The organism is Pseudomonas sp. LBUM1645 (assembly GCF_059716185.1).
On record NZ_CP166811.1, the window covers coordinates 5568611 to 5585852 of the forward strand.

The 17242-nt window shown below is 59.9% G+C and carries 18 protein-coding genes; 6 read left to right on the plus strand and 12 right to left on the minus strand.

Features of this window, described 5'->3' with window-relative positions; all coding sequences use genetic code 11:
- Window positions 1-137 precede the first annotated feature (137 nt).
- The 3 genes from ACA079_RS25225 to ACA079_RS25235 form a co-directional block, all read right to left on the minus strand.
- Window positions 138-1064: a hydroxymethylglutaryl-CoA lyase gene (locus ACA079_RS25225; protein ID WP_497701345.1), complete on the minus strand. Its 927-nt coding sequence runs from the start codon at window positions 1062-1064 to the stop codon at window positions 138-140.
- On the minus strand, window positions 1061-2254 hold the full coding sequence (locus ACA079_RS25230) for a CaiB/BaiF CoA transferase family protein (RefSeq protein ID WP_497701346.1): 1194 nt from the start codon (window positions 2252-2254) through the stop codon (window positions 1061-1063). The genes ACA079_RS25225 and ACA079_RS25230 overlap by 4 nt, the downstream gene beginning before the upstream one ends.
- Window positions 2255-2507: 253 nt before the next feature.
- The gene (locus tag ACA079_RS25235; protein WP_497701347.1) at window positions 2508-3416 is read right to left on the minus strand and encodes a LysR family transcriptional regulator; all 909 of its coding nucleotides are present in this window, start codon (window positions 3414-3416) and stop codon (window positions 2508-2510) included.
- Between the two features lie 239 nt (window positions 3417-3655).
- Between ACA079_RS25235 and ACA079_RS25240 the strand changes: the two genes are divergently transcribed.
- Together ACA079_RS25240 and ACA079_RS25245 are read left to right on the plus strand one after the other, a co-directional pair.
- Window positions 3656-4891: an aminotransferase class I/II-fold pyridoxal phosphate-dependent enzyme gene (locus tag ACA079_RS25240; RefSeq protein ID WP_497701348.1), complete on the plus strand. Its 1236-nt coding sequence runs from the start codon at window positions 3656-3658 to the stop codon at window positions 4889-4891.
- A gap of 21 nt (window positions 4892-4912) precedes the next feature.
- On the plus strand, window positions 4913-6079 hold the full coding sequence (locus ACA079_RS25245; RefSeq protein WP_497701349.1) for an MFS transporter: 1167 nt from the start codon (window positions 4913-4915) through the stop codon (window positions 6077-6079).
- On the opposite strand, the gene yiaY is transcribed toward ACA079_RS25245, so the two are convergent.
- A complete protein-coding gene (gene yiaY / locus ACA079_RS25250) occupies window positions 6076-7224 on the minus strand; it encodes an L-threonine dehydrogenase (protein ID WP_497701350.1) in 1149 nt (382 codons plus the stop codon). The two genes, ACA079_RS25245 and yiaY, sit on opposite strands and share 4 nt — an antisense overlap.
- Window positions 7225-7381: 157 nt before the next feature.
- Between yiaY and ACA079_RS25255 the strand changes: the two genes are divergently transcribed.
- Window positions 7382-8401, plus strand: coding sequence for a DUF4917 family protein (locus ACA079_RS25255; protein WP_497701351.1), 1020 nt, complete (start codon window positions 7382-7384; stop codon window positions 8399-8401).
- Window positions 8402-8553: 152 nt separating this feature from the next.
- Here the strand turns inward: ACA079_RS25255 and ACA079_RS25260 are convergent, their stop codons facing one another.
- Entirely contained in the window at window positions 8554-9096 is a 543-nt protein-coding gene (locus tag ACA079_RS25260) for a helix-turn-helix domain-containing protein (RefSeq protein ID WP_497701352.1), read from the minus strand.
- Window positions 9097-9255: 159 nt separating this feature from the next.
- Between ACA079_RS25260 and ACA079_RS25265 the strand changes: the two genes are divergently transcribed.
- Together ACA079_RS25265 and ACA079_RS25270 are read left to right on the plus strand one after the other, a co-directional pair.
- Window positions 9256-10038 (plus strand): aldolase, encoded by a 783-nt coding sequence (locus ACA079_RS25265; RefSeq protein ID WP_095127978.1) that lies wholly within the window; start codon window positions 9256-9258, stop codon window positions 10036-10038.
- Between the two features lie 29 nt (window positions 10039-10067).
- Window positions 10068-10955 carry a dihydrodipicolinate synthase family protein gene (locus tag ACA079_RS25270; protein WP_497701353.1) on the plus strand — a complete coding sequence of 296 codons (888 nt, stop codon included), beginning with the start codon at window positions 10068-10070 and terminating at the stop codon, window positions 10953-10955.
- 107 nt (window positions 10956-11062) lie between these two features.
- On the opposite strand, the gene ACA079_RS25275 is transcribed toward ACA079_RS25270, so the two are convergent.
- Genes ACA079_RS25275 through ACA079_RS25285 form a run of 3 tightly spaced genes read right to left on the minus strand, consistent with a single transcriptional unit; the run spans window position 11063 to window position 12366 of the window.
- Complete coding sequence (locus ACA079_RS25275) at window positions 11063-11407, minus strand: YegP family protein (protein ID WP_497701354.1); 345 nt, start codon at window positions 11405-11407, stop codon at window positions 11063-11065.
- 57 nt (window positions 11408-11464) lie between these two features.
- Window positions 11465-11770, minus strand: coding sequence for a ribbon-helix-helix domain-containing protein (locus ACA079_RS25280; RefSeq protein ID WP_497701355.1), 306 nt, complete (start codon window positions 11768-11770; stop codon window positions 11465-11467).
- 14 nt (window positions 11771-11784) lie between these two features.
- Window positions 11785-12366, minus strand: coding sequence for a DJ-1/PfpI family protein (locus ACA079_RS25285; protein ID WP_008152949.1), 582 nt, complete (start codon window positions 12364-12366; stop codon window positions 11785-11787).
- A gap of 321 nt (window positions 12367-12687) precedes the next feature.
- Between ACA079_RS25285 and ACA079_RS25290 the strand changes: the two genes are divergently transcribed.
- The gene (locus ACA079_RS25290) at window positions 12688-13602 is read left to right on the plus strand and encodes a DMT family transporter (protein ID WP_497701356.1); all 915 of its coding nucleotides are present in this window, start codon (window positions 12688-12690) and stop codon (window positions 13600-13602) included.
- Here the strand turns inward: ACA079_RS25290 and ACA079_RS25295 are convergent.
- The 4 genes from ACA079_RS25295 to ACA079_RS25310 form a co-directional block, all read right to left on the minus strand.
- Complete coding sequence (locus tag ACA079_RS25295) at window positions 13592-14818, minus strand: class I SAM-dependent methyltransferase (protein WP_415770925.1); 1227 nt, start codon at window positions 14816-14818, stop codon at window positions 13592-13594. The genes ACA079_RS25290 and ACA079_RS25295 overlap by 11 nt on opposite strands.
- Before the next feature lie 252 nt (window positions 14819-15070).
- Window positions 15071-15688, minus strand: coding sequence for a TPM domain-containing protein (locus tag ACA079_RS25300; protein ID WP_008152943.1), 618 nt, complete (start codon window positions 15686-15688; stop codon window positions 15071-15073).
- 33 nt (window positions 15689-15721) lie between these two features.
- The gene (locus ACA079_RS25305) at window positions 15722-16477 is read right to left on the minus strand and encodes a TPM domain-containing protein (protein WP_497701357.1); all 756 of its coding nucleotides are present in this window, start codon (window positions 16475-16477) and stop codon (window positions 15722-15724) included.
- A gap of 43 nt (window positions 16478-16520) precedes the next feature.
- Window positions 16521-17132: a LemA family protein gene (locus ACA079_RS25310; RefSeq protein WP_497701358.1), complete on the minus strand. Its 612-nt coding sequence runs from the start codon at window positions 17130-17132 to the stop codon at window positions 16521-16523.
- Window positions 17133-17242 lie beyond the last annotated feature (110 nt).

The window sequence follows — 17242 nt, forward strand, 5'->3', positions numbered from 1 at the left end:
GTTTTTGTTGTCTGGTTGAGAGGCTGCTTTCTGTAGGAGCCGAGCTTGCTCGCGATGACTGAGTCACATCCAACATTGATGTCGACTGACCCACCGCTATCGCGAGCAAGCTCGGCTCCTACAGGGGTTCGTTGGGTTCAGGAAGGGCTTGGGTGCAGATCGCAATTGCGTCCGGCCTTGGCCAGCTGACCGGGCACTTCGTGGCCCAGCAGCGCGGGTAATCCTCGCGACAATTGCAGCAACAGCGGCAGATCGATGCCGGTGTGAATGCCGATTTCATCGCACAGGTTGACCAAATCTTCGGTGCAAATATTGCCCGAGGCGCCCGGTGCGAACGGGCATCCGCCGAGCCCTCCCAGTGCCGCGTCGAAGCGTCGGGCACCGGCCTCGTAGGCGGCCAGCACGTTGCATAAACCGAGGCCGCGAGTGTTATGGAAATGCAGGGTCAAATCAGCCGGCGAAACTCGCTGCAAGACCCGCCGCACCAGACGATCAACCTGCCGCGGATTGGCCATGCCGGTGGTGTCGGCCAGGGTAATGCCCTGGATCCCGAGTTCCTGATAAGCCTCGACGATTTGCAGCACGCGATCCTCATCGATCTTGCCTTCAAACGGGCAGCCGAAGGTGGTGGCGATGCTGCCGTTGAGTCGCACCGTCGTCCCGCGAACGTATTGCACGATCTCGCCGAACGCCGCCAATGAGGCTTCGCAACGCATGCGCATGTTGGCCAGGTTGTGGGTCTGGCTGGCGGACATCACCAGATTCAACTCGTCGGCTCTCGTCGCCAGCGCCCGTTGCGCGCCTTTCAGGTTGGGGATCAACGCGACGTAAATCACCCCCGGTTGCCGGGTGATGCCCTTGAACACCAGTTCACCATCGCGCAGCGCCGGAATCGCCTTGGGGGAAACGAACGAGCCTGCTTCGATGCGGCTGAAACCGGCCAGTGACAGCTGATCGATCAAGGCAATCTTGTCGACGGTTTCGACCCAGGTCGGCTCGATCTGCAAGCCGTCGCGGGGGGAGACTTCCTGAACAATCAGGGTCTCGGAAAAATCAGTGATCATTGCACCACCCCTTCCGCTTTCAGCCGTTCGATGTCCGAACCGGTAAGGCCCAGCCCCTCGAGGATGCCGTCGGTGTGCTGGCCCAACGTAGGTCCGGACCAGTTCACGCCACCGGGCGTCTCGGACATTTTCGGCACAATGCCGGGCATCTTCACCGTGGCACCGCCGGGCAGGTCGGCGTTGAGCAGCATGTCCCGCGCCTGGTAGTGCGGATCGGCGACGATGTCGGCGACTGAATAGATGCGCCCGGCCGGGACTTCGGCAGCTTCCAGTGCCGACAACACATCGTCGATCGGCAGGCTGCTGGTCCAGTGAGTGATCGCTGCGTCGAGCACGTTGCTCTTGGCGGCACGCCCGTCGTTATGGGCAAACTCCGGCGCATCGGCCAGATCACGGCGACCGATGACGTCCATCAAGCGCTTGTAGATCGGGTCGCTGTTGCCGGCGATCACCACGTAGGCGCCATCGGCCGTCAGATAAGTGTTGGACGGCGCGATGCCCGGCAAGGCCCCGCCACTGCGCTCACGAACATGGCCGAGCATGTCGTATTCCGGCACCAGGCTTTCCATGACGTTGAACACACTTTCAGCCAGGGACACATCGACCACTTGCCCACCGCCCTGCCCGGTCTTGACCCGCAGCAGCGACATCAAGGCACCGATCACCGCATGCAGTGAAGCCAGGGAATCGCCGAGGCTGACGCCCACCCGAGCCGGGGGTGAACCGGGGGTGCCGGTGGTGTAGCGGATCCCGCCCATGGCCTCGCCGATCGCACCGAACCCAGGACGATCGCGGTACGGGCCGGTCTGGCCATATCCGGATATACGCACCAGGGTCAGGTTAGGGTTGAGGGCGTGCAACACGTCCCAGCCCAGACCGAGTTTCTCCAGGGCGCCGGGGCGCAGGTTTTCGATCAGCACGTCGGCGCTGGTCGCCAGTTGCTTGACCAGTTCAATGCCTTCGGGGGATTTCAGATTCAGTGCGAGGGACTTCTTGTTTCGCGATTGCAGGTACCACCACAGCGACGTGCCTTCGTGCAGCTTGCGCCATTTGCGCAGCGGGTCGCCCTGACCCATGGCTTCGATCTTGATCACTTCGGCGCCGAACTCGGCAAGCATGCGCGCGGCGAACGGCGCGGCGATCAGCGTGCCGATCTCGATCACTTTGATTGCACTTAAGGGGGCAGTCATCGCGGGGTACCTCATGTTGTTCTTGGAATATGAGCCAAGGCTAGAGGACCACGGGGGCTGGAATCCAACCTTCAGTTGGCAACGAACGTTCGCGAAACGCGAACGCCCGGCAGAAGGATTGTCGCGACCTAAAGTCCGCTATCGCGAGCAAGCTCGCTCCCACAAGGGATTGGCGCTGGATTCAAACTCACTACAGGACCACTGTGGGAGCGAGCTTGCTCGCGATGAGGCCAGTCCATCCAATCGAGAATAATCAGACCTGGCCTCGCAACTGCTCGAACAACATCCGGCTCACCGGCGACAGCGCCGCTTCATCGCGCACCACCAGAACCAATGCGCGATCCGACCAGTCATCCGTCAGCGGCACCGCGTGCAAGCCCAACGCCCGGCCAAACAGCTCATAGGCCTTTTGCGGCAGAATCCCGATGCCCATGTTGGCCTGGACCATCCGGCACATGGCGTCGAAACCCGGTACATGAATCCGTAGCCGCAGCACTTTGCCGGCCTCTCGCGCGGCTGCGTGGGTACGCATATTGATCGAACTGGCGGAGTGCAGACCGACGTAATCGCTGCCCAGCGTATCGGCGAAAGCCAGGCTGGAACGACTCGCCAACGGATGATCGGGCAGCATCAACACCACCAGTTTGTCCTGTCGATAAAGCACGCTGTGCAGGCCTTTGACGTCGCTGTCACTGGAGCAGATCCCAAGGTCGGCCACGCCATCCAGCACACCCTGAATCACCCCGCTGCTGGGGCGTTCTTCGAGGTCGGTCTTGACCTCAGGATGACGCTCGGAAAAGTCCCGCAGGTCTTCGGGCAGAAACTGAATGATTGCCGACAGGTTGGCGAGCATCCGCACATAGCCGCGGATACCGTGGCTGTGTTCGCCCAGTTCGAGCCCCATTTTCTCGACATTGAACAGCATCTGCCGAGCATGGTGCAACAAGGTTTCACCGGCCGGCGTCAGGGTCATGCCCTTGGCCTGGCGCACGAACAGACTGATGCCCAGCGCTTCTTCCAACTCCATCAGCCGCTTGCTGGCCGCCGACACGGCGATGGCTTCCCGCGCGGAGGCACGGGTCAGCGTGCCCTCCTCATGAACGGCGACAAACAACTGGAGAGTGATCAGGTCGAGGCGGCGGATCAGGCTTTTTTGCAGCATGGAGGTCTCGATGACTTCTGTTCGACTGAATCGGCAGGATAGCCCGGTTTCCACGCGACTCGGCAAAGCAAATTGCCCACAACATCACGAGGCATCGCCCTACACATAAATCTCTTGTAACACTCAGCCATACCGGAAACAGCCGATTCAAAGCCTTCGCCGCGCTCTGTAAAGTCTGGAAACACACACGAAATGCAACAAACCCATGGATCGTTTCACTCAAGGAAAGTCATCTTCACATGGACCAGACAGCACACGCGGCAAACCGCTACACCAACTACCGCAAAGTCATCGCGTTGGCCGATCACGATTGGGAGAGCGCTGAAGCCGGGAAAATTTCAGGGCTTAACGTCGAAATCAAAAGTGCCAACCGAATGCTCGATCAGCACGGGCGCGCCTTTCATCATTTCTGTACGACGTCTTACCTGGGCCTGGATCATCACCCCGATATTCTTGACGGCGCCATGAACACACTGTGGGAAACCGGCACCCTTCGCGTCGCCAACTCAAAGAACCGTTGCAAGCTGGCAATTTTGGAACAGTACGAAACCGAGCTGTCCGAGTTGTTCGGCGCCAGCTGCCTGAGCACCTTGTCTTGCAGTGCGGCGAGTGCCGGAATCCTGCCGTTGCTGGCCAGCGGCGTGTTCACGGAAAACCGCCCTCCCGTGATGGTCTTCGACCGGTTGGCGCATTACTCGATGAATCACCTCAAAGCCGCCTGCGCCGATGAAACCACGGTCGTGACCTGTCCGCATAACGACATGGATTTTCTCGAAAAGCAGTGCCAGCAGCACCGCTCCGTCGCGTATGTCGCCGACGGTGCCTACAGCATGGGCGGGGTCGCAGACCTGGACAGTCTTTTGTATCTGAAGGACCGCTATGGGTTGTTTCTCTACCTGGACGATTCCCACGCGCTGTCCGCCGTCGGCACATCGGGCGCAGGCCTCGTACGCCCCAGGTTGCACGCACTGGAGGATGACTGCCTGATCGTCGCCTCGTTGGCCAAGTCGTTTGGCGCCAGCGGTGGTCTGGTAATGCTGGGCAATGAACGGCAGAAGAAGCTCATTGCACGTTACGGCGGCCCCAGCAATTGGTCGCAAAGCCTGAACAGTGCAGCCATTGGCGCGGGCAGAGCATCCATCCTGCTTCATCGCACACCGGAATTTGCCGCGTTGCAGAAAAAACTTCAGGTTAATATCCGGTTGTTCGACAGCCTCATACGCACCGACCAACACAACAGCAACATGGCGATTCGACTGGTCAACTGCGGCGAAGCAGCGCTGGCCAATAGCATCGCCATGGAACTGGCCAATCACGGTTTCTTCACCTCGGCCGTATTTTTCCCGGTGGTCGCACAAGGCAAGGCGGCCATCAGAATCACCCTGCGCGCCGACATGGAGCCGACGCTGATCCGCCACTTTTGTGAACTCATTACCGAGCTTTTACGCACTCAAGGCCGGGAAATCGGCTGTTGAACTGAAATCAGGGAAGACTCAATGAAGAGCAGCACCACCCTCCTCGTCACCTGCTGCACGGTTTTCCTCGCCCAATTAGGCATGAGCATTTACCTGCCGGCGCTACCGGACATGGCCCGGGATCTGTCCGCCGACGCCTCGCAGGTTTCCTGGGGGTTGGCGGTGTATCTGATCGGCATGGCGTTGCCGATGTTGTTCTGGGGCAGCCTGGGCCAGCGCATCGGTCGCAAACCGGTGCTGCTCGCCGCGCTGGGCATCTACGGGCTGGGCAACCTGGCCTTGCCCCTGAGCCAGACGCTTGAATCGTTCCTGGCGTTTCGACTGGTTCAGGGTATTGGCGCCAGCGGCATTTCGGTCATGGCCCGGGTGCTGATCCGCGACAGTTTCCGCGGCGACCTGCTGGCCAAGGCGTTGTCCTGGATTTCGATTTCCTTTGTAGTGGCGCTGGGGATCGGCCAATACCTGGGGTCGATCATCCAGGTGGCGCTGGGCTGGTCAGCGATTTTCTACCTGTTGGGTGCAGTGAGTCTGATGATGGGGCTGGTCGTGGCTCGGGTTACGTTCCCGGTGCTGGCCGAAGAGAATGCCCCGTCATCCGCCTGGCCGAGTTACTGGCGCATTTTGCGTCATCGAGCCTTTCTGTTGCCGGCCGTCACCGGCGGCCTTGGGTACGGGGTGATTGTCGCGTTCAACACCGCAGCGCCGCTGATTCTGCAAGGACCGTTCAACTGGTCGGCCGTGGAATACGGGTTGTTGGGCTGGCCGATCAGTGCGGCGTATTTTCTGGGGGCTTTGGCGGTCAATGGCTTTGTACTTCGCACCGGTCAACGCGGGTTGATGACGGCGGGTGTGGGGCTGGTGCTGGCAGGCAGCGCGGTGATGTTGCTGGGGAGTTTGGCGGGCACTTCAGTGGCGCTGCTGTTCTGGTTGCCCTATTGCGTTGCGGTGTTCGGCCAGTCTTTGACTTATCCGATCAGCCTGTCCCTGGCCAACGACGGTTCGCCGGTCGGCGGTGCGTATGCGATGGCGTTGAGCGGTTTCATTCATCAACTGATGGCTGCCGTTATCGGCGGGATCGCCAGTTTGATCGCGAGCCCGCAAGCATGGCCATTGTCGCTGTTGTGTACCTTGCTGGCGTTGGGCGCGATGCTCTGCGTGATGCTCGCGCCCGGTCGTAAAACCTCCTAAAACGCGCTGCGGAAAATCTCCTCGATCTGGCGCTGATCCGCCACGCGAGGATTGGTCAGGCCGCACGCGTCTTTCAAGGCATTGCTGGCGAGGGTCGGGATGTCGTTGAGCTTGGCGCCGAGCTCACGCAAACCGGCGGGAATTTCCACGTCTTTGGACAGGCTGCGGATCGCCACGATGGCCACCTGGGCGCCCGCTTCCGGGGTGAAACCGTGAACATCGGCACCCATCGCAAGAGCGACATCGGTGAGGCGATCGGCGCAAACCAGCGCGTTAAAGCTTTGTACGTGGGGCAGCAGGATCGCGTTGCACACACCATGAGGCAAGTCGTAGAACCCGCCCAACTGGTGAGCCATCGCGTGGACATAACCCAGGGATGCGTTATTGAACGCCATGCCGGCGAGGAACTGCGCGTACGCCATGTTTTCCCGCGCGGCCATGTCACTGCCGTCGCGGACGGCCAGGCGCAGGTTGTTGCTGATCAACGTGATCGCCTTCAGTGCGCAGGCATCGGTGATCGGATTGGCCGCCGTGGAAACGTAGGCTTCGATGGCGTGGGTCAACGCGTCCATGCCAGTGGCAGCCGTCAGGCCCTTGGGCATGGCGACCATCAGTGCCGGGTCGTTGACCGACAGCAGCGGCGTGACGTTGCGATCGACAATGGCCATTTTCACGTGACGGGATTCGTCGGTGATGATGCAGAAACGGGTCATCTCGCTGGCAGTGCCGGCGGTGGTGTTGATGGCGACCAGCGGCAGTTGCGGTTGGGTGGATTGATCGACGCCTTCGTAATCGCGAATCTGCCCGCCGTTGGTTGCGCATAACGCGATGCCTTTGGCGCAGTCATGGGGCGAACCGCCGCCCAGGGACACCACGAAGTCACAGCGGGTTTCTTTCAGCAGCCCCAGACCGCTCTCAACGTTGGCGATGCTCGGGTTAGGCTTGGCGCCGTCGAAAATCACCGAATCGATATCCTGCATCGCCAGTTTCTCGGCAATCATCTTCGCTACACCCGCCTTGGCCAGCCCGGCGTCGGTGACGATCAGCGCCTTGCGAAAACCGTACTTGCGAATGGCGTCCATGGCTTCGTCGAGGCAACCGATGCCCATGATGTTCACGGAGGGGATGAAAAACGTGCTGCTCATGAGCGAGTCTCCTGGCTGAGGCCGAACCGGCAGCGCCGATCCAGCGGGTACCCACAGGATCGACCTATCGGTCACGCAGTAACTTGATCTGGCTCAAGTCTTGGTCGTGATAAAGTCGCCGCCCATCAAGACCTTTTGCTTTGAGACTTTGAACGCAATGACCGATTTCCAGGATGTTGATGCCCAACTTGAAGACTGGAACGCCTTGCGCGCCACCGCCTCGTTCAGCGGCCTGCTGGTGGGCAACGGCGCCAGTCGCGCCGTGTGGGACGACTTCGGCTACGACTCGCTGTTCGAAAACGCCCGCACCGTCGAAGAAAAACCCCTGAGCCAGTCCGAGCTGAGCGTGTTCGACGCGATGCAGACGCGCAGCTTCGAGCAGGTGCTCAGCGCGCTGAAAACCACCAGCCGGGTCAACAAGGCCCTGGCCGTGAGTTCCGCCGCGCCGCGCAATCGTTACTACGCGATCAAGGAAGCGCTGATCAACACCGTGCACGCGGTGCACATCCCGTGGCGGCTGGTGGTGCCTTCGACGCTGGCGGCGATCAATCAGGAACTGGGCCGCTACCGGACCGTGTTCACCACCAACTACGACCTGCTCAGCTACTGGGCGACCCAGCACCAGCCTGATGCGATCAGCGACCTGTTTCAGGGTGCAGAATCAAGCTTTGATCTGAGCGCCACGGCGACCGATAAAACCCGCCTGCTTTACCTGCATGGCGGGTTGCATCTGGTGCGGAATCAGGACGGCACCGCGCGCAAACTGATGTCGACCGAGGGCACGTTGCTCGGCAGTTTCGCGATCAACAACACGATCAAGACCCTCGACGACGTGCCGCTGTTCGTCAATGAAGGTCCGGCGCAGGACAAGCTCAAAACCATTCGCAGCTCGGACTATCTGTCGTTCTGCTACGACCAGTTACTTGGCCATGGCGACGGGTTGTGCCTGTTCGGCCATGCTCTGGGTGAGCAGGACAGCCACATCATCCACGCCTTGCGCCAGGCGAAACCGCAGGTGGTGGCGATCTCGATTTATCCGCGCAGCAAGGCGTTCATTCAGCACCAGAAACGGCACTACGCGAAGGTGTTTGAAGGCACCGGGAGTGAGTTGCGGTTTTTTGATTCGAAGACGCATGCGTTGGGCAGCCCGAAGCTGACAGTTCCAGTCGAGGTTTGATCTGCTCTTTGTAGCAGCTGGCGCAGCCTGCGTTCGGCTGCGCAGCAGTCGCTAATCCTGACACCTCGAATAGCCTGACACACCGCACAGCATAAATTTACGACTGCTGCGCAGCCGAACGCAGGCTGCGCCAGCTGCTACAGGGATTGAAGTCATTCTTCGACGCTATGCACCACCACCAACAACTGCGCCTGAACCTCGCCCACTGACCGTATCCGGTGCGGTTTCTGCGCATTGAAATGCAGCGCATCCCCTCGATTGAGCAGCACCCGCTCGTTCATGAAGTCCACTTCCACCTGCCCCTCATGCACGAACAGAAACTCCTCGCCCAAATGTTCCTTGAAGGTTTTGTCGGCAAACTCGGTCGGCGGGTAAATCATGAACGGCAACAGGCTGCGCTCGCTGACCTGATGGGCCAGCACCGCGTAACCCGGGCTGTCATCATTGGCCGCCAGGGACTGGCGCTCATCGCTGCGCACTAGGCTGTAACTGTCGAGGCTGACGTTGTCTTCGGAGAACAACTCCTCGACCTTCACGTTCAGTGCCTTGGCCAGTTTCAACGCGGCAGCAATCGACGGGGTGTTCAACCCGCGTTCGACTTTCGACAGATAGCTCTTGGTCATGCCGGATTTTTCGGCCAAGGCCTCCAGCGTCACGCCGAGTTTTTTTCTCAGTAATTTCAAACGGATAGACATGTAGAGCGATTAATCCATCAAGGAAGCAACGATTTTTCCTTGCCTGTGACACAAAGTGTCATATAGCATCACTTGTGTCATTTGCATTCACCCATGACCTTGCGAGCAACGAGTGAACGGCAAATCCGACGTCCATTGAACCACCCAAAGGACACCGATATGGCCAAGACCTTAGCACTACCCAAAGAGCAACTGGTCAAGCAAGCGCTGACCCAGATGCAAAATACACTGGCGGATAATACGTGGACCGACCGGCAAAAGCTGGCCCTGACCTGCCGGATTCTGTTCGAGAATGGCCACGACTCCGGCCTGGCCGGGCAGATTACCGCCCGCGGCCCGCAACCTGGCACCTACTACACTCAACAACTGGGCCTGGGTTTCGACGAAATCACCGCCAGCAATCTGCTGCTGGTCAACGAAGACCTAGACGTGCTTGAAGGCCACGGCATGCCCAACCCGGCCAACCGTTTCCACAGCTGGGTGTACCGCGCGCGGCCGGACGTGAACTGCATCATTCACACGCACCCGACCCACGTTGCCGCGCTGTCGATGCTCGAAGTGCCGCTGCAGATTTCCCACATGGACCTCTGCCCGCTCTACGACGATTGCGCGTTTCTCGAAGGCTGGCCGGGCGTGCCGGTGGGCAACGAGGAAGGTGAACTGATTGCCGCGGCCCTGGGCGACAAACGGGCGATCCTGCTTTCGCACCACGGCCAATTGTCCACAGGCGCGACCATCGAAGAAGCCTGTGTCATTGCGCAACTGATTGAACGAGCGGCCAAGCTGCAATTGCTGGCCATGAGCGCCGGGACCATCAAGCCAATCCTGCCGGAGCTGGGCCGCGAAGCCCATGACTGGATCGCCAGGCCGAAACGTCACGCCGCCGCTTTCAACTACTACGCTCGGCAGAACCTGCGTCAACACGCCGATTGCCTGAACTGAAACCACTCATTTTCAAGAGGAGAGTCGCCATGTCGACCCCAAACATTCACGGCATCATCGGCTACACCATCACTCCGTTCACCGCCAACGGCGAGGGCGTTGATCTCGACGCGCTCGGGCGTTCCATCGATCGCCTGATCGACGACGGCGTCCATGCCATCGCACCGCTGGGCAGCACCGGCGAAGGCGCTTACCTGAGCGACGCGGAATGGGATCAGGTCAGCGAATTCAGCATCAAACACGTGGCCAAACGCGTGCCGACCATCGTCAGCGTGTCCGACCTGACCACCGCCAAAGCGGTGCGCCGCGCACGTTTCGCCGAAGCCCACGGCGCCGACGTGGTGATGGTGCTGCCGACGTCCTACTGGAAACTCAGCGAAGCGGAAATCCTCGCCCACTACCGCGCCATCGGCGAGAACATCGGCGTACCGATCATGCTCTACAACAACCCGGCCACCAGTGGCACCGACATGTCGGTGGACCTGATCCTGCGGATTTTCAATGCCGTGGACAACGTGACAATGGTCAAGGAAAGCACCGGCGACATCCAGCGCATGCACCAGCTGCAACGGCTGGGCGAAGGTCGGGTGCCGTTCTACAACGGCTGTAATCCATTGGCGCTGGAAGCCTTTGCGGCAGGCGCGAAAGGCTGGTGCACGGCAGCACCGAACCTGATCCCGCAGCTCAATCTTGATTTGTATGAAGCGATATTGGCCAACGACCTGGGCAAGGCGCGCGAACTGTTCTATCGCCAGTTGCCGCTGCTGGATTTCATTCTGAAAGGTGGTTTGCCGGCGACGATCAAGGCCGGTTTGCGCGCCACCGGGCTGGAAGCGGGCGATCCACGGTTGCCGGTGTTTCCACTCGGCGAGGCGGGTTGCAGCCAGCTGCAAGACCTGTTGAAAGCATTGCGTTAACGCAATCGCACCTTCTGTAGGAGCACAGCTTGCTGGCGATGGCGTACTGCAGATCGCCATCGCCGGCAAGCCGTGCTCCTACAGGAGCGCTGCGATCTTATGACTTTTTAAAGCACCGGCAAGGTCTTGTCCTTGATCACCGTGGTCGGCCCGTTGACCTTCACGCTGGCGATGCCTTTCTCCAGCGCGGCAGCAGAGGTGTAAGCCTCGCTGCTACCGATGATCTCGTGGTTACCAGCCTTGAGATTGAAGTAAGGATGGCCATCCTTGGTGGTTTTCTTCTCGTAGCGCTCATCCTTCGGGCTGCTGCTCTGAACCGACGCGATGCCTTTGTCAGCGGCAGCGCGGGTGGTGTACAGCTCGCTGGTCAGAATGGTTTCCGCGTTGGCGGCCTTCAGTACAAATTTGAACTGACCATTGCTGCTTTTGCTCACTTCATACCATCCAGACATGCTGTTTCTCCTTGGCAATTGAGAGGTTTCGCGCTTCAGAGTAAAGACCAACCTGCCCTACTTCACCACCGCACGCACCACTGATAACTCCGGTGTCTGCACCCGCCGCTGAGTCAAATACCGCGTACAGCTGACCCGCAAAAACGAGGCGAAATTCACCACCTCGCCGCGGTAGTCCATCACCTCTTCATACAGCTTGGCGATCAACTGGTTGGTGGTCATGCCGTCGACCTCGGCGATTTCGCTGAGGATGTCCCAGAACTGATTCTCCAGCCGCAGGGTGGTGACCACCCCGCAGATGCGCAGCGAGCGGGAGCGAGACTCGTAGAGAATCGGGTCGGCTTTGACGTAGAGCTCGCACATGGAAAGGTCCCTCGTTACAGCGTGATTTTGGTGCCCAGCAACCCGAGGAAACCGGCGAGCCAGCTCGGGTGCGCCGGCCAGGCTGGCGCAGTGGCCAGATTGCCTTGTACGTGACCTTCCGTCACCGGGATATCGATGAACGTACCACCGGCCAGGCGCACCTCCGGGGCACAGGCCGGGTAGGCGCTGCACTCGCGACCTTCGAGAATCCCCGCAGCCGCCAGCAATTGTGCGCCGTGACACACGGCGGCAATCGGTTTGCCGGCCTTGTCGAACGCTCGCACCAGTTCCAGGACTTTTTCGTTCAGGCGCAGGTACTCCGGCGCACGACCGCCCGGCACCAGCAGGGCGTCATAGTCCTCGGACTTGACCTTGGCGAAGTCGAAGTTCAGGGCAAACAGGTGACCGGGTTTTTCGCTGTAGGTCTGGTCGCCTTCGAAGTCATGGATCGCCGTGCGCACAGTCTGACCAGCGGTTTTGTCCGGGCAAACGGCGTGCACCGTGTGGCCAACCATCAGCAGCGCCTGAAACGGCACCATCACTTCGTAGTCTTCGACGTAATCGCCGACCAGCATCAGAATTTTTTTAGCCGCCATGGGGAGGACTCCTCTGGGAAATACGTGGGCCTGCAGGAGTATTCAAGGTAGTCCTTAATCAGCATGGCAGGTAATACCCGACTACTACGCAGATCACCTGTAGGAGCTGCCGAAGGCTGCGATCTTTTGATCTTGTTCTTGGAATGGACGAATCAGACTTGCGGCGAGACTGATGAAAAGATCGCAGCCTTCGGCAGCTCCTACGTTGCGAGCATTACTCGCAACTGTACGGATAACTCTGCGCCTAGCTGTAACAGAGCAACGCCCGCGGTTTATGGCTAGATGAAAGCATTCCCGCCACCCTTGATTCTGGTTGCCATCATGTCCTCGCGCGAAAACACCGGCATGGCCCTCGGCCTGCTCGGCGTTGTGATCTTCAGCCTCACCCTGCCCTTCACACGGATCGTCGTGCAGGAACTCCATCCGCTGCTCAACGGCCTGGGTCGTGCGCTGTTCGCGGCGGTTCCTGCGGCGATGTTGTTGCTGTGGCGCCGGGAGAAGTGGCCGACCTGGAAACAGGTCAAAGGCCTGACCCTGGTGATTGCCGGGGTGATCCTCGGCTTCCCGGTATTGTCGGCCTGGGCCATGCAAACCTTGCCGGCGTCCCACGGCGCACTGGTCAACGGCTTACAGCCGTTGTGCGTGGCGCTGTACGCCGCGTGGTTGTCCCACGAACGACCGTCGAAAGCCTTCTGGGCTTGCGCCGCGCTGGGCAGCGCGCTGGTGCTGGGTTATGCGTTGATCAGCGGGGCCGGCAGCATTCAGGCCGGTGATTTGCTGATGCTCGGGGCGATTGCCGTGGGCGGTTTGGGATACGCCGAGGGCGGCCGATTGGCCAAGGAGATGGGCGGTTGGCAGGTGATCTGCTGGGCGTTGGTGTTGTCGACGCCGTTGCTGATCGGGCCGGTGATGTACCTGGCGCTGCAACATCAGGGCGAGATTTCGGCCAAGACCTGGTGGGCCTTCGGTTACGTCTCGCTGTTCTCGCAGTTCATCGGCTTCTTCGCCTGGTACGCCGGGCTGGCGATGGGAGGCATTGCCCGGGTCAGTCAGATCCAGCTGTTGCAGATCTTCTTCACCATCGCCTTTTCGGCGTTGTTCTTCGGTGAACACATCGAGCCGATCACCTGGCTGTTTGCCGCCGGGGTGATCGTGACCGTGATGCTGGGACGCAAGACTGCCGTGCGCCCGGCGCAACCGGGCACGTTACCGGCAGGGATTCAGGTCAAGCCTTAGCAACCAGCAACCCATCAGCCCGCAGCAGGGTTTCGAGGCAATGTTCGCTGATGTGGTAGAAATCCTTCAGTTCCTGAATCTTCACCAACAGCTGGGCCGGATCAACCGGCTCGGCACGTTTGACCGCCAGGATCATCTTGTTCTTGTTGGTGTGGTCCAGTGAGATGAACTCAAAGACCTTGGTCTCGTAACCACAGGCTTCCAGGAACAACGCACGCAAACTATCGGTGACCATTTCTGCCTGCTGGCCCAAGTGCAGACCGTATTGCAACATCGGCTTGAGCAGCGCCGGGCTCTGGATTTGCAGGCGGATCTGCTTGTGGCAGCACGGCGAGCACATGATGATCGAGGCGCCGGAACGAATGCCGGTGTGAATCGCATAGTCAGTGGCGATGTCGCAGGCATGCAGCGCGATCATCACGTCCAGCTCGCTCGGCGCCACGCTGCGCACATCACCGCACTTGAACACCAGCCCCGGATGCTCAAGCTTTGCGGCCGCGGCGTTGCACAAATCCACCATCTCTTCGCGCAACTCGACGCCGGTCACCACGCCTTCGGCCTTCAAGGTGTTGCGCAGGTAGTCATGGATCGCGAACGTCAGGTAACCCTTGCCCGAACCGAAGTCCGCCACCTGAACCGGCTTGTCCAGCGCCAGCGGTGAGGTGGTCAGCGCATGGCTGAAGACCTCGATGAACTTGTTGATCTGCTTCCACTTGCGCGACATCGCCGGGATCAGCTCGTGCTTGCTGTTCGTCACACCAAGGTCGGCGAGGAACGGCCGGTTCAGGTCGAGAAAGCGGTTCTTCTCGCGGTTGTGCTCAGCGGACGGCACCTCACGCAATTGCTGAGGTTTGCTCTTGAACAGCGAAGACTTGCCCTTTTTGCTGTATTCCAGCTGAGCTTCATCCGTCAGCGACAGCAAATGCGCATTTTTGAACGATGCCGGCAAGAGTGCGGCGATGGTCGCTACGCCCTCGGCAATCGGCAAATTCTTGGTGATGTCGCGGGTTTTGTAGCGGTAGACGAAGGACAGGCAGGGCTGATCCTTGACCGTCAGCTGCTTGATGATCAGCCGCTGCAAATCCACTTCAGTGCCGACGTACTTGGCCAGCACCAGTTTGATGAAGGCGTTATCGTCGAGGCTGGTTTGCAGCAGGTCGATGAACTGGGCGTGGTGATCCGGCGCGAGGCTGGCGGGAGTGGCGGTGACAGACATGGGAAAAACGGCCTCGGGCGGTGCGGATCGGGGAATGGCGGGTATTTTAGGGGGGATGGGGGTTGAGGGCACGGGTAATTTCCCGAACGGTGCGACCTGTAGCAGCTGGCGAAGCCTGCGTTCGGCTGCGCAGCAGTCGTAAAACCAGCACACGCGGTGCATCAGGAAGACCGTGAATACCGGATTCACGACTGCTTCGCAGCCGAACGCAGGCTGCGCCAGCTGCTACAAGGAATGTGTCGCTGCCTAGACTCAGCCCAACACCACCAACCGATTCGGCAACTCATTCCTCACATGCGTCACCGGCACATGCACCTTGAGCAACTCGCCACACGCCTCCACACACGTCACAAACCCCTGCAACGTCTGCCCCTGCTTCACCTGCTGAGTAAACGCCGCAACAATTCCATCCCAATTCTTGTTGTCCAGCCGTTTCGAAATCCCTTCATCCACCAGAATTTCCACATAGCGTTCAGCCTCACAGACAAAAATCAGCATCCCGGTGCTGCCCACTGTGTGGTGCAGGTTCTGCTCCAGAAACTGCCGGCGCGCCAGGTTCGAGGCACGCCAGTGACGTACCGAGCGCGGGATCAGGTGCGTGGTGATTTTCGGAATACGGAACACCAGGCACAACACGATGAACGTGATCCATTGCACCAGCAGCAAGCTGTGCATGGTCAACCAGCCGGTCAGGTAATGCACGACACCCGGCACGACCAGCGCCAGCAGGCTGGCCCAGAGCAGCGGGATGTACGCGTAGTCGTCGGCGCGGGCCGCGAGCACGGTCACCAGTTCGGCGTCGGTGTCGCGCTCGACCCGGGCAATCGCCTCGGCAACTTTGCGTTGTTCGTGTTCGGTCAGTAATGCCATGTTTAAGAATGCCCACTCGCTATTGTTGTGTGATCACCAGCCGCCCGAGGAACCGCCTCCCCCGAAACTGCCCCCGCCGCCGCTGAAGCCCCCGCCGCCACCGCCGCCACCAAAACCTCCACCGCCGAACCCGCCGCTCGAACCGCCTCGGCCACCGCCGCCACTGGGCATGATCCCGAGCATCTGGCAGACGAAAATCGTCAGGATGAACAGCATCACCAGAAACACGAAGATCCCCGGATGCCGCGAGATGAAGTCGCTTTCCTGATTGCCGCCGGAGTCATACACCGTGGAAGGCTCATCCAGCGGATTGCCGCCCAATACAACGAGCATCGCCGCGACCCCGTCGCTGATGCCCTTGCTGAAGTTGCCGGTCTTGAACGCCGGGGTGATCACCTGATTGATGATCACCGAGCTCTGCGCATCGGTCAGCCGATCTTCCAGGCCATAACCGACTTCAATCCGCAGCTTGCGATCGTCACGCGCAACGATCAGCAGCGCGCCGTTGTTCTTGTCCTTCTGGCCGATGCCCCAGTAGCGCCCCAATTGATAACCGAAGTCCGCAATGTCGGTGCCCTGCAAATCCGGCAACGTGACCACCACCAACTGCTCACCGGTGGCTTTTTCATGGGCCTGAAGCTGTTGCGTCAGCTGCTCACGCACCGCAGGCTCGATCATCTGGGCGTTATCGACCACCCGCCCGGTCAGTTCCGGAAACTTCAATGCAGCCTGGGCCGTCAGGGCAAACACCCAGAGCAACAGCACCAGGCCAACTTTCAACACGCGCATTGGCAACCTCTTCCTTGGTGATGCTTCAAGCCCCTCGCGGCGCTTATTGGAACTTCACTTGAGGCGCTTTTTCCGCATCGGGGCTGGTCGCCTCGAAGGTTTCGCGGATCGGCAAATCGCTGTACATCACGCTATGCCACAGGCGACCGGGGAACGTACGCAGTTCCGTGTTGTATTTCTGCACGGCGAGAATGAAGTCCCGACGCGCTACGGCGATGCGGTTCTCGGTGCCTTCAAGTTGCGATTGCAACGCCAGGAAGTTCTGGTTGGCCTTGAGGTCCGGGTAACGCTCGGACACCACCATCAAACGGCTCAAGGCGCCGGTCAGCTGATCCTGGGCCTGCTGGAATTGCTTGAGCTTTTCTGGATTGTCCAGCGTGCTGGCGTCCACCTGTATGGACGTAGCCTTGGCCCGGGCTTCGATCACCGCGGTCAGGGTTTCCTGCTCATGCTGGGCGTAGCCCTTGACGGTTTCCACCAGGTTGGGAATCAGGTCGGCACGGCGCTGGTACTGGTTCTGCACCTGGCCCCAGGCGGCCTTGGCCTGTTCGTCGAGGGTCGGGATCGTGTTGATCCCGCAGCCAGCCAGCAATGTGGTCAGCAACATCAAGGCTGCAATCTGCAGGCTCGACCGATAGTGGTGTCGTACATTCATCTGGTTGACGCTCCCTTGCACATTCCGTTGAAAAACAACCTTCGAACTTTGAACCCGGCTCTTGGGGCATAATCTGCGGCCACCACTGGATTGCATCGAGCCAATGGGCT